The organism is Actinomycetota bacterium (assembly GCA_030776725.1).
Taxonomy (GTDB): Bacteria; Actinomycetota; Nitriliruptoria; order Nitriliruptorales; family JAHWKO01; genus JAHWKW01.
Genome location: JALYHG010000178.1, coordinates 1 through 11,691, shown reverse-complemented (window position 1 = coordinate 11,691; position 11,691 = coordinate 1). Strand labels below are relative to the sequence as shown.

Annotated in this window: 11 protein-coding genes; 4 read left to right on the top strand and 7 right to left on the bottom strand. The window is 68.9% G+C overall.

Going from position 1 to position 11,691, the window contains the following annotated elements; translation table 11 throughout:
* Position 1 precedes the first annotated feature (1 nt).
* Together M3N57_08365 and M3N57_08360 are read left to right on the top strand one after the other, a co-directional pair.
* Positions 2–2,200 carry an amino acid permease gene (locus M3N57_08365; protein MDP9022696.1) on the top strand — a complete coding sequence of 733 codons (2,199 nt, stop codon included), beginning with the start codon at positions 2–4 and terminating at the stop codon, positions 2,198–2,200.
* Positions 2,201–2,254: 54 nt separating this feature from the next.
* Positions 2,255–2,644, top strand: a complete 390-nt coding sequence (locus tag M3N57_08360) for a hypothetical protein (GenBank protein ID MDP9022695.1) — start codon at positions 2,255–2,257, stop codon at positions 2,642–2,644.
* Positions 2,645–2,915: 271 nt separating this feature from the next.
* Here M3N57_08360 and M3N57_08355 read toward each other — a convergent pair whose 3' ends face one another.
* From M3N57_08355 to M3N57_08330, 6 genes are all read right to left on the bottom strand, one after another.
* A complete protein-coding gene (locus M3N57_08355; protein MDP9022694.1) occupies positions 2,916–3,179 on the bottom strand; it encodes a hypothetical protein in 264 nt (87 codons plus the stop codon).
* A gap of 110 nt (positions 3,180–3,289) precedes the next feature.
* The gene (locus M3N57_08350; GenBank protein MDP9022693.1) at positions 3,290–3,523 is read right to left on the bottom strand and encodes a hypothetical protein; all 234 of its coding nucleotides are present in this window, start codon (positions 3,521–3,523) and stop codon (positions 3,290–3,292) included.
* Between the two features lie 656 nt (positions 3,524–4,179).
* A complete protein-coding gene (locus M3N57_08345; protein MDP9022692.1) occupies positions 4,180–4,728 on the bottom strand; it encodes a DUF421 domain-containing protein in 549 nt (182 codons plus the stop codon).
* Positions 4,729–5,704: 976 nt separating this feature from the next.
* Entirely contained in the window at positions 5,705–6,139 is a 435-nt protein-coding gene (locus tag M3N57_08340) for a response regulator (GenBank protein ID MDP9022691.1), read from the bottom strand.
* Complete coding sequence (locus M3N57_08335) at positions 6,136–7,626, bottom strand: ATP-binding protein (protein ID MDP9022690.1); 1,491 nt, start codon at positions 7,624–7,626, stop codon at positions 6,136–6,138. Before M3N57_08335 ends, M3N57_08340 begins: the two co-directional genes overlap by 4 nt.
* A 92-nt stretch (positions 7,627–7,718) precedes the next feature.
* Complete coding sequence (locus M3N57_08330) at positions 7,719–8,885, bottom strand: acyl-CoA/acyl-ACP dehydrogenase (GenBank protein ID MDP9022689.1); 1,167 nt, start codon at positions 8,883–8,885, stop codon at positions 7,719–7,721.
* A 527-nt stretch (positions 8,886–9,412) separates the two neighbouring features.
* Between M3N57_08330 and M3N57_08325 the strand changes: the two genes are divergently transcribed.
* Positions 9,413–9,793: a metalloregulator ArsR/SmtB family transcription factor gene (locus tag M3N57_08325; GenBank protein ID MDP9022688.1), complete on the top strand. Its 381-nt coding sequence runs from the start codon at positions 9,413–9,415 to the stop codon at positions 9,791–9,793.
* A gap of 84 nt (positions 9,794–9,877) precedes the next feature.
* Complete coding sequence (locus M3N57_08320; protein ID MDP9022687.1) at positions 9,878–11,392, top strand: FAD-dependent oxidoreductase; 1,515 nt, start codon at positions 9,878–9,880, stop codon at positions 11,390–11,392.
* A 10-nt stretch (positions 11,393–11,402) separates the two neighbouring features.
* Here M3N57_08320 and M3N57_08315 read toward each other — a convergent pair.
* The coding region (locus M3N57_08315) for a hypothetical protein (GenBank protein MDP9022686.1) at positions 11,403–11,691 on the bottom strand (289 nt) is incomplete at its 5' end.

Here is an 11,691-nt window from a genome sequence, read left to right as displayed (position 1 = left end):
CTTGTCCGACACGTCTGGAGGCTCGTCCCGGTCCGAGAGCCGGGGCTACGGGACGTTCGAGGGCGTCTTCGTCCCCACCCTCCTCACGATCCTCGGCGTCATCATGTACCTCCGCGAGGGGTGGGTGATCGGCAACGCCGGACTGCTCGGCGGCCTGGTGATCATCGGGATCGCGTTCGGGATCAGCGGCGCGACCGGCCTGTCCATGTCGTCGGTGACCACGAACATCCGTATCGGGCCGGGAGGCGCATACTCGATCATCTCGCGGTCGCTCGGCCTGGAGGTCGGCGGCAGCATCGGGATTCCCCTGTACCTGTCCCAGGCGCTGGCCGTCTCGCTGTACATCTTCGGGTTCCGCGCCGGCTGGCTCACGATCTTCCCCGACCACCCGGCGCTGGTCGTCGACCTCGTCGTGTTCGTGGTGCTCTTCGCGATCGCGTCGGTGTCCGCCAGCCTGGCGTTCCGGGTCCAGTACGTGATCCTCGCGATGATCGTCGCATCGCTCGTGTCGATCGGGTGGGCGGCGGCGACCGGACCGATGGACCAACCGATCCAGCTGTGGGGGCAGTTCCCCGGCGCCCCGGAGGACGGCTTCCCGGGGACGTCCTTCTGGGTCGTCTTCGCCGTGTTTTTCCCGGCCGCCACCGGGATCATGGCTGGCGCGAACCTGTCCGGTGAGCTGGAGGACCCCCGGGGCAGCATCCCCCTCGGCACCATGGCGGCCATCGGGGTGAGTTTCGTGATCTACGCGCTCCTGGCGGTGTGGCTCGCAAGGTCCGCCTCCCCCGACGAATTGGTCTCCAACTACACGATCATGGTCGACCGGGCCGCGTGGGGGCCGGCCGTGCTGGGCGGGCTCCTGGGTGCCACGTACTCGTCGGCCCTGGCCTCGATCGTCGGCGCCCCGCGCATCCTGCAGGCGCTGGCGACCCACCAGATCCTGCCTGGCGGTTCGTGGATGGCGCGGACCACGGCCGAGGGCAAGCCACGCAACGCGATGGCGGTCACTGCGGGCATCGTGTTCGCGGCGCTCATGCTGCGCGACCTGAACGCGGTCGCCCCCCTCATCACGATGTTCTTCCTGATCACCTACACGATGATCAACCTGGTGGTGGTGATCGAGCAGAGCCTGGGGCTGGCGAGCTTCCGACCGCTGCTGCGGGTGCCGCGCGTCGTCCCGCTGGCGGGGACGCTCGGGTGCGTGTTCGCGATGTTCATCGTGAACCCGACCTTCGGCCTCCTCGCGGTCGCCGTCGTCATCGGCGTCTACGCGTACCTCGTGCGCCGGCACCTGGCGGCCCCCTACGGCGACGTGCGCAGCGGCCTGTTCGTCGCGGTCGCCGAGTGGGCCGCGAAGAAGGTCACGGCGCTGCGCGGGACCCACGAGCGTGCGTGGAAGCCCAACCTCCTGGTGCCGGTCCAGGACGACCGTGAGCTGCAGGCGACGTTCCGGCTGATCCACGCGATCGCCTACCCGAAGGGGTCGGTCCGGATCATGGGCGTCCAGAGCGCGGAGGACACGAGCGGACAGCTCGTGCCCGTGCGGCTCGACCGGCTCTGCGACGCCTTCCAGGACGAGGACGTGTTCGCCTCCTGGACCGTGGCGGAAGCCCCATCGCTGTCGGGCGGGGTGATCACGGCGCTCGGAGCGGTGGGCGGGTCGTTCCTTCGACCGAACATCGTCTTCCTCACCCTCCCCGACGATCCGCGGCGGACCGCCCACGTCCACGACATCGCCTCACACGCACGCGAGCACGGCGTCGGGGTGCTGCTGTACGTGCCGCACCCGACAACGGGGCTCGGACGCCAGCGTTCGGTGAACCTGTGGCTGCGCAGCCCGACGCTCGAGCCCGAGGCGGAGGCCGCCGAGACCGACCTGGCGCTGCTGACCGCGTACAAGCTGCACCGCAACTGGACCGGCCGGATCCGCCTGCTCACCGCGATCCCGCAACTGGAACGCAAGCAGGCGGTCCGCGACGGTCTCGAGCGACTGCTCGATTCGGCGCGGTTGCCTGACGCCGAGGTGTACCCGATCGAGGGCAGCTTCCTCGAGGCGATCGACAAGGCACCGACCGCCGACCTGGACGTCATGGGTCTGCCGACCGACGTCGACACGGCGCGGCTCAGCGACATCGTCCACCGGACCCGTTCGTCGTGCCTGTTCGTGCGCGGGTCGGGGCGCGAGAGCGCGCTGGCCTGAGCCGCGGCTCCGCCGGACCACCGCCCGGGCAGGAGAACGATCGGACGATCCCCGGTGGTCCACCCCCAGTACGCGGCTGCGCGCATACGACTGCGTGATCGGGCGAACGACATCCTGCAGGCGCCTGCAACGATCGACATCCCCGCCGGAACCGCCCACACGTTCTGGAACGACGGTCCGGAGACCGCATCGATCGCCGTCTCCTTCGACCCAGCGGGCACCTTCGAGCACTTCCTCGAGACGGTGTACGAACTCGCCGCTGACGGTCGCACCAACCGCAAGGGCGTCCCGAACCCGTTGCGGATGGCAGTCATCGCCCGTGAACACCTCAACGACATCGCACTCGCGCGGCCCCCCTTGGCGGTCCAACGCTCGGCGTTCGCTGTTCTCGCGCCACTCGGCAGATTGGCTGGCTACACCCCCCGGTACTCACGCGACGGCTGAGCTGAGAGCTATGACGACGGCATCTCCGCCTGATGGGTCGCGCGTGTCCAGCGGTACCGCCGGTGGTAGCCGGGTCGGCGCTATGTGCCGTTCTTCTCTCCGAGGCACCGCCCAGAACGAACCCTCTGTGTGTCAAGTGCGGTCTGGGGTGAGAACTCTGAGGGCGTGATAAGGCCACCCAGCGACAGGGCTGTCTGCGATGTAGGGTCGTTCCCGGATCCGGGTGTGACCTGACGTCAGCCCTCGAGGCTGGCGTGTCCCCCGGATCCGCTCACGCTGCGGCTGGCGCGGCGCACCGCTCGGCAGCGGCGTCGTCGACCAGGTACCGGTAGATCACGTTGCACAGTTGACGCTTGAGGGCGCGCATCGCTTCTCGTCGGGACTTGCCCTCGGCGAGGCGTCGATCGACGTAGACGCGACCGGGACTCGTGTGGGACAGCTGGCTGAGCACGACCATGTGGATGGCAGCGTTGAGCCGGCGGTTGCCGCGGCGTGAGAGCCGGTGGCGCGACACGTCACCCGGGGACGCCTCGATCGGCGCGGTGCCTGCGTAGCTCGCAAAGTGGGCGCGCGAGGGGAACCGGTGGCTGTCGCAGCGTGTCCGATGATCACCGCAGCCAGATCGGGCCGATGCGACGACGTCGGTCAGGCTCGTCTTGGTTGCGGTGACCGCTCGACGATGCGCTGATCGATGTCGACGAGTTGCTTGTCGACCGTGCGCAGGTCGGCAACCAGCTCGCGGGCCAACTGCTTGCGTTGCACCGCGACCACGCCGTCAGGGCAGATGCCTTGCAGCAGCCGACTGGTCCGCTCGGCCGTCAGATGCAGCGGAGCACCACCTGGGCGCAGGTGACGCAGGTGGTTGTGCAGCCGACACACGGTCCTGTTGCGTGACGCTGAGAGCTAATCACGGCGATCTGACAGCATCCGCAGCACCACGGCGACGTCTCAGCGCCAACCTCGCGCAGCCGACCGTGAAGTGCGGCGATCGCGGTCGACCGGGCGTCGTGTCTGTCGACTTGCGTGCCGAACCACGCGAGACAAGCCGGACGCGAGCCGAGAGCATGGCGGACACATCGATGACCTGTTCGCCAGCGGCGATCAGCTGCTGAGCCAGCAGCCGGCCAAGTCCGTTGGCGCCCTCCACTGCCCACCGTCGCTGGGCCATGGCTCCGCGAACCTCTGACGCCGCAAGACACTGGTCCTTGTTGGCGGCCACTCGCGGCTCGGCGAGTCGCTGTCCAGCCGTGTCGAGCGCGACGGCGGTGTGCGAGCTCTTGTGCGGATCGATCCCGATGATGACATCCATGCTGGCCTCCTGTCGGTGACGGTGCAGAAGCCGCTACGGACAGTCCTGATGTGAGCGTGCACATCCCTCTGGTCAGTCACACGGCGGCGGCCTCGACGGGCGCACCTCGTTACCAAGTCAGCCCGAAGGCGACAGGGGATTACAGAGCGTTCCCGCCGAGGCCAACGACGCTACGGAAGACCAACCGTCTCGTCGCCTGCCCCCCGATCTCCATCAGGTGGATTGTCTAGGCCTGCTGACCCGTTCCGCCAGCCAGGGCTTCGTGGTCAGTGACGTCTCGGAAGATGTCCAGGTCGAGCGGGTGGTCGCCGTGGATGACGCTGATGTCGCCGGTGGTCTCGAGGATGACCGCGCGCACCTGGTCGTAGTTGTACACGTTGGCTTTCCGCAGCTTGGCCCGGACGTCGTCCTCGGTCACGCGTGCTCGACGAAGGTTGTCATGCAGGAACTCCTGACCCGCCATCAGGACGACGGGAGCGTTGTCCACCATGGAACTAAAGGTCCACCTGCTGCGTAGCTGCGCGATGACGTACTGCGCGCCAAGAAACGTCCCGATCGCGAGCACACCCGCGAGCAGCGACGATCCCACAAGAGACACCGACGCCATCGCCGAACCGATCGCCACTGTGACGGCGAAGTCGAACGAGGACATCTTCGAGAACGTCCGCAACCCCACCACGCGCGTGTACACCACGACCGCGAGCAAGACGCCGAGCGCGGACACCACCACCAGCCACGCGTCGGCAGCACCAATCAGTATCTCCTTGGAGATCATCGTGACCCCTTTCGACCTGGAAGAAGCGATCCTGAGAACAAGGTGCCCGGCCCGACCGCGATGCGGCCCGACACCCGATGGGTAGGCCTGCGAGGCAGCCGGCGGCCCCACCGCCATTTTGCTGCGGTCGCAGGCCAGGTACTGGGGTGCCGACACCTTCCCCACCGTTTGACCATGCTCGTGGAGGTGGGGATGCCGACCCGCTACCTTTCCGATGCTGAGGTGGCCCGCCTGTCGGGCTATCCCGTCGAAATCACCGGTGAGGACCTCGCGAGCTTCTCCGGCTCGACGAGCGGGATCGGCGGTGGGCGGCTAAGCATCGGGGAGCAGCAAACTCTTTGGGGGTGGCCCTGCAGCTCTGCACGCTGCCGTGGCTAGGGTTCGTCCCCGATGACCTCGCCGCCGCTCCTTCAGTTGCGGTGCGGTGGCTGGCAGCCCAACTCGAGGTTGACTCTGGGGTGCTGGCTGACTACGGGGGTTGGCAGGACCGCACCCGCCGAGATCATCTGCGTTCGTGTCTGGGCGGTCCACCGATGTCGATCAGCCGCCCATAGTCAACACGGCGGTGCTGGCCCGAGCCACCGAGCAGGCCATGACCAGCCGGCCTGCCGCATCCGAGTCTCGCAATCTACGCTGCCGTACGTGCGGCCCACCGCTTTCGCGGAAGCGATCACACCGCGCATCAGGGGAATGTCGCGCGGTTCGCGCCCAGCTGCACGACCCCTGAATCCGGTAGTCCGGGCGGCTCCAAACAAACGCCGCTAGGGCCGTCCCCCGGCTTCGGCCACCGCGCTCCGGTATCGTGACGTCCGGTCGGTCCAGTCAGCCTCACCGGCGGTCCTTGGCCGAGCGGAGTCGTTACCCCGTTGGAACTCGCGGTCCAGCTCTTGGCGCCTTGCCTGCCGGTCGTTGGCTTTGAGGTGGCGAGAGCTGACTCGGTGGAGCTGCCCGCGCTTGGGCGTTGCTATCGGTTCCCTCACGGGGTTCGCGGGCCTCGGTGTCGCGAGGAGGCGCTGATCGCCTCTGAGATGGCGGCCAGCAGCTGTTCGTTCGTGAACGGCTTGGGCACGAAGGTCGTGTGGGCGGTCGCCGTCTGGAGATGGCCAGTCACCTCACCGCGGTCGTAGCCGCTGAAGAACACGACCGGCATCTCCGGCTGCAGCTCCCGGATCGCGGGTAACGCCTCGTGGCCGGTCATTCGCGGCATCATCACGTCGAGGAGCACGGCGTCGATGCTGTTGCCAGCTTCACGTACAGCGTGGAGGGCCGCCTCGCCGTCGCCGGCTTCGAGGACCTCGTGGCCTTCGCGACGCAGGAGTAGGCCGACGATCTGGCGGACGTCCGGTTCGTCATCGACGACGAGCACGGTGCCCTTCGGCGGGAGCTGAGACGGCCCGGTCGTATCGCTCACTGGCCACCGCCCTTGTCCAGCGCCGGCAGCAGCATACGAAACGTCGCGCCGTGGCCTGGCTCGCTGTCGACGGTGAGAACTCCGCCGTGGGCGCGCACGATGCCGTGGCTGGCAGCGAGACCGAGACCGCGTCCCTCGAACTTCGTCGTGAAGAACGGTTCGAAGACGCGTTCCATGGTGGTCTCGTCCATGCCGGGCCCGGTGTCGGCGACCTCAACGGCGATGTAGCGACCGGATGGTAGTTCTTGCCGTTCGGCCAGAGCACCGGCCCCGTCAGGTCCAGAGGTGCGAACGGTGATCGTCCCTGTGTGCTCCGACAGCGCCTCGGCGGCGTTGGTCACGAGGTTCATGACGACCTGGCGGAGTTGGCTTGCGTCGCCTTCGACCGGTGGTAGCTCGTCGACGAGCTCGAGGCGCATCTCGACCTTGCGACTCATGGCTCCCCGGAGGAGTGCGGCCATCTCTCGCAGCAGTGCCGTCATGTCGACGGTTTCGAACTGGAAGCGTCCCCGGCCGCTGTAGACGAGCATCGACCGTGCCAGCTCGGCAGCGCGTCGCGCCGAGGTCTGGATCTGTTCGAGCGCCGTTGCGACGACCTCGGCGTCACCGGGGTCTTCTGCCGCCAGCTCGGCCCAGCTGTTGACCGTAACGAGGAGGTTGTTGAAGTCGTGCGCGACGCCGCCGGCCAGCGTCGCCAGGCTCTGTGCCTTCTGCAGCTCTCGGAGGCGGTCCTCGTTGCGTCGGGCATCGGTGATGTCGCGGGCGACCGCGACCGCGCCGACCACGCGCTCGGCGTGGTCGCGAACGGGGGCAACCGTGAGCGACACCACCAGCCGACCGTCCGCCGTGCCGACGGCGACCTCGGCTCGTCGGGTGCGCCCTGCCAGTGCGTCGTCCACCAACGGACGGATCTGCTCGCCGGCCGGCCCGAGGACGGCCGAGAGCGTCTGCCCCTCGGCGGTGACCCTGCCCGTCCTGAAGGTGGTCATCGCGCCCCGGTTGAGCGCGACGACGCTCGCTTCGGTGTCCACCGACACGATCGCGTCAGGGAGGTGGCGGACCAGCGCTGCGAGGTAGCTCTCGGAGACGCTCTCGCGCGACGACGGAGCGCTACGTCCGGTGTCAAGTAGCTGCCGGTTCATCTCGTCGAGTGCGCCGCGCACCTGATGACGTCGAGCGGCGGCCACCGCTGCCTCGTCAAGCGACGCCCGCAAGGCCTCCACCGAGCCCTGCGCAGCGATGACGGTCGCTCCGCGAAGCTCCGGGACGAGACCGAGGCGTATCTCGAGCGCTTCAGCCGCGGATGGCTCGACGACGAACGCGAACGCCAGTGCATCGTGGGCCCGCTGCAGCTCCAGAGCGACGGACAGCGGATGGTCGACGTCCGGTCCAACGACGGCCAGGACCGTCCGCATTGCGCCGGCTGGCTCTTCGCTGAGGCGAGCGAGCGTCGTCTCGACGTCGTTGACCAGGACGACACCATCCACAGAGGTCAACGCATCGTCGAGGAGTTGGCTGACGGTGGCGCTTGCGACGGTTCCTTGCGCTCCCGTAGGGGCGCGCTGTCCTCCATCCGCCGTCACAGCAGCGGCAGTTCGAGCAGCGAACGGCCCAGCCAGATACGCAGCAGGTCGGTCGTCGGCGACATGACGTGGCTGGCCCGGACGTCCCTCAGTGCCCGTCCCAGGCGACCGCCACGGCCGTAGCCCATGCCACCCACCAGCGTCATCACCTCGTTGACCACGTGCACCGCCGCCTCGGCCACCTCGGCCTTGCAGGCGAACAGCGCGTGCTTCCCGTCGTGGTGGCCGGCATCCCCTAACCGGGCGGCGTGGTAGAGCAGCTGACGGGTCCGTTCCACGGCCGCCCAGAGCTCTCCGACACGGTGTGCCACGGTGTCCGCGGCCCCCAACCGCTCCCCGGTGTGCTCGTGGGTCCGTTTGCGCAGGTGCGCCAGGGCGTCGTCCAGCGCTGCCTGGGCGATGCCCAGGTAGGTGCCGGCCATCGCGACAAGGAAGTAGGGGGCAATCACCTCGAACACGAACCATGTCTCGTCACCTTCAGCACCCAGGAGGTTGGAGGCCGGGACCTCGACGTCCTCGAGCAGCAGGCTGCGAGAGCTGTTGCCGCGCATCCCAAGACCGTCCCACTCCCCCTGCCAACGCAGTTCGGGCGACGCCTCCAGGAGCAGACAGCTGAACGTGCCCGGGTCGATCCGTACCCCCTCGGCCACGACGCTGAGGACGTAGGAGTCCGCATGACCACCGCTGGTGACGAAGGCCTTCCGTCCGTTGACGACGAACCGGTCATCATCGCGGCGGAACGCCGTGCGCGGCAGGTAGAAGTGCACGCCGGTTCCAGGCTCCGACAGCGCCAGCGAGGTCACATGCTGCCCGGCGGCGATCGGACGCAGGTAGCGCTCGACCTGATCCTGGGTGGGCTTGACGGCCAACACCTTCGACGCGACACAGTGCATGCCGTACACCAGCGCGGTCGAGGCGCACTCACGCCCGAGCTGCTCGGTGACCAGCGCCAGCGCCAGCATCCCCTCGCCGCGCCCGCCGAGCTCCGCGCTGACGTGGAGACCGAGGAGGCCGGCCTCACCCAGGGCGCGGATGCCCTCTGACGGCCACCGCGCCTCTTCATCGACGTCATCGGCGTGGGCCCGCAGCACCGTGACGGCCGTCTCGTTCGCCAAGCTCCGAAGTTCTTCGAGATGTGGCGGGACGAGCGTGGCGTCGGACACCGCTCTTTCCCCCCCGTCGACGGCCGGGCCGCACGGTCCTGGAGTGTCAGCCCCGAGGCTAGCTCTCCGCCGATGGCCCCGACGGGGACCCGTTCGGGTGATGTCCGCATGGCCGTTGCGGACGGTTGCTGTTGCCGCACTTGGTCTGAGCTCAAAACGGTGACTGAGAACCACACGATGCGCTTGCCCACGCCATATTCGGCCGCTGGCGGCAGGAGAACTTCGGCGACCATCCACGCACCCAGGGCCACCGCGACGAGGTCGAAGGGCCGGCTGGCAACCGGTCGGTCCAGGTGCGGCGTGGATCCCGTGAGCGTGTTCATGGGGACTCCTGTGCGTCGCGGCCGTGCGACGTTGAGGCACCTGTAGCACCGCGTTCGCAGCCCTACCTCGGTGTGAGCAGGTCACGGCCTGCGACCGGTCCCGGGCGGCGAAGACAGGCCGATGACGGCACGTCTGTACGGGGGTCCGTGTGGGGCGGCGGCTTGGGGGCCACGATGGTGCCGACGGACAGCTGGAGGGTCTTGGTGGCAGAGGCCGGGCACGGTCATCCGTTCGATGAGGAGAGCGTGCAGCGGGCACGCGCGGCGCAGCTGTCGGAGGACGAGGTGGATCGGTTGGCAGAGCTGCTGTCAATCGTTGGTGAGCCGGTCCGTGCGCGAGTGATCTGCGCGCTGCTGGCCGTCGACGAGCTGTGTGTCGGCGATGTCGCTCTGGCCGCTGGCGTCTCGAACGATGCCGCGTCGTACGCGCTGCGGATCCTGCGGACCGGGGGGCTCGTGCAGCGCCGCCGCGACGGGAGGTTGAACTTCTACCGGCTGGCCGACGATGACACCCAGCCCGCTCTGCGGGCCGCGCTGAGCGAGCTGCGACGCCTGGCGCAGAGCGTCCCCGGCTCGCCCGCCTGACGCCACCGGACGCGCGGCGCGAGCGCCGATACCGCAGCAACCCCCCAAGAAGGGCTGCCCAGGCGACTGCTGAAGGAACCGCACATGGCAGGACACGTCAACGATCGGGTGTCGATCTGGCGAGCCACCGCCTCTGCTCCCACATATCCGCCCCTGTCTGGGGACGCCCACCGCGAGGTCGTGATTGTCGGCGCCGGCATCACCGGTCTCACCTGTGCGGTGGTGCTGGCGGAGGCGGGTGCGGAGGTGACGGTCGTGGAGGGGTCGCGGATCGGCGCGGGGACCACCGGGGGAACGACCGGCAAGGTGACCTCGCAGCACGGACTGATCTACCACCAGCTGGTCGAGCAGCACGGCGAGGAGGTGGCCCGCGGCTACGGGGAGGCCAACCAGGCCGCGGTCGGGCTGGTTCGAGACCTGATCAACCGGCACGACATCGAGGCGGACCTGACGCCCTCCGATGCGTTCGTGTACTCAGAGGACCGCCGCCAGTTGCAGGGGCTGGAGCGTGAAGTCGCGGTGGCGCAACGGCTGGGGCTGCCCGCCCACTGGAGCCAGAGCACCGACCTGCCCTTCGACGTGGTCGGGGCTGTCCGGTTCGACGGCCAGGCGCACCTGCACGCCCTGAAGTACCTCGACGGGCTGGCACGCACCCTCACCGAGGACCTGGGCGGGACGATCCACGAGCACACCCGCGCGGTCTCCGTGTCCGAGGACGGTGGCCGCAAGGTGGTGGAGACCGACCGGGGGCGCATGACCGCCGACCACGTGGTTCTGGCCACGCTCATGCCGATCGTGGACCGCGGGTTCGAGTTCGCGCGGACCGAGCCGTCCATGACCTACGGGGTCGCCGGGACGGTTGACGGTGCGGTGCCCGAGGGCATGTACATCTCCGCCGAGGAGCCCACCAGGTCGATCCGCCACTACCACGACTCCGACGACGCGTTCGTCATCGTCGTGGGAGAGTCACACCGCACCGGAGCCGACCACGACACCGCGACCCACGAGGAGCGGCTCGCCGGCTTCGCGCGCGAACGGTTCGCGGTCCGCGACGTCCGCTACCGCTGGTCGGCGCAGGACTTCGTCCCTGTCGACCTCATGCCGTTGATCGGCGAGATCGCACTGGCCCCGCAGGTGTACGTGGCAACAGGCTTCAACAAGTGGGGTCTAACCAACGGCACGGTCGCCGCCTGGATCCTGAACGACCGCATCACCGGGCGGGACAACCCCTACGCCGACCTCTTCTCGACCAGCCGGACGACGCTCACCACGTCGGCGAAGCGGTTCCTCGAGCACAACCTAGACGCGGCCAAGCGCTTCGTTGGCGACCGCGTCCGCCCCGACGGGTACTCGCTCGACGACATCCCCGCCGGCGGAGCGGGGGTCGTGCTGGTCGACGGTGAGTTGCTGGCGGTGTCCAAGGCGCCCGACGGCACGGTGACCGCCCGGTCGGCGGTGTGCCGGCACCTGGGCTGCATCGTGAGATGGAACCCGGCCGAATCCAGTTGGGACTGCCCGTGCCACGGCTCCCGCTACGCGCCGGACGGAACGGTGCTCTGCGGTCCGGCGACCACGCCGTTGCCGCCGGCTGGGCCCTGACGGGCCGCGGTCAGGGCTGGCTGCCGTCGATGGCCTGTCGCCACGGCCACGTCGTACCGGTCGCGTACGCGAACAGCCGCCGGCGGTGGTCGTCGAGCCGGCCGACCCGGACCACGAACTCGGAGTCGCTAGCGATGGGGATGCCGGCTTCGCGCAGGCCGCTCAGGTCCGGGGGAGGGGGCACCTCGCCGGCGGGTTCATGGAACGTCGACTCGACGACGGCCAGGAGCTGCTCGATGGCGTTGCGGGCGGCGGTCGTGGCGCCGGGATGGGGGCGCACCGCCGGGTCCACCGCCTGG